At 69.1% G+C, this 569-nt stretch carries 1 protein-coding gene; it reads left to right on the top strand.

From position 1 onward, the window contains the following. Positions 1–24: 24 nt before the first annotated feature. Positions 25–569 (top strand): IPT/TIG domain-containing protein (locus CO669_RS34810; protein ID WP_349627028.1); only part of this gene is annotated, 545 nt, incomplete at its 3' end.

Here is a 569-nt window from a genome sequence, read left to right as displayed (position 1 = left end):
GGCACGGGCACGGTCGATATTACGGTGACGACTGCCGGCGGGACATCGGCAACCTCGGCGGCCGACCAGTTCACTTACGTGCCCGCACCAACCGTCACCTCGATCTCACCGACGTCGGGGCCAGGTGCGGGCGGCACCACCGTCACCATCACCGGCACCAACCTCTCCGGTGCAACGGCCGTGAACTTCGGCGCAACGCCGGCGACCGGCTTCACGGTCAATTCGGCCACCCAGATCACCGCCACATCGCCGGCCGGCACCGGCACGGTTGACATCAGGGTGACGACCACCGGCGGCACGTCGGCCACCTCTGCTGCGGACCAGTTCACCTTTATCGCCGCCCCCACCGTCACCTCGATCTCGCCGACCGCAGGTCCGACGGCCGGCGGCACGTCGGTGACCATCACCGGCACCAATTTCACCGGCGTCACAGCCGTGACGTTCGGTGCCACGGCGGCGGCCGGCTTTACCTTCAATTCGGCGACATCGATCACGGCGACCTCGCCGGCGGGGACCGGCGTGGCTGACGTCAGGGTCACGACCCCAGGCGGAACGTCGGCCACCTCGGC

Source organism: Bradyrhizobium sp. Y36 (assembly GCF_002531575.1).
Lineage (GTDB): Bacteria > Pseudomonadota > Alphaproteobacteria > Rhizobiales > Xanthobacteraceae > Bradyrhizobium.
The sequence above is the reverse complement of the archived record's forward strand: the minus strand, read 5'-3'. Positions and strand labels throughout refer to the sequence as shown.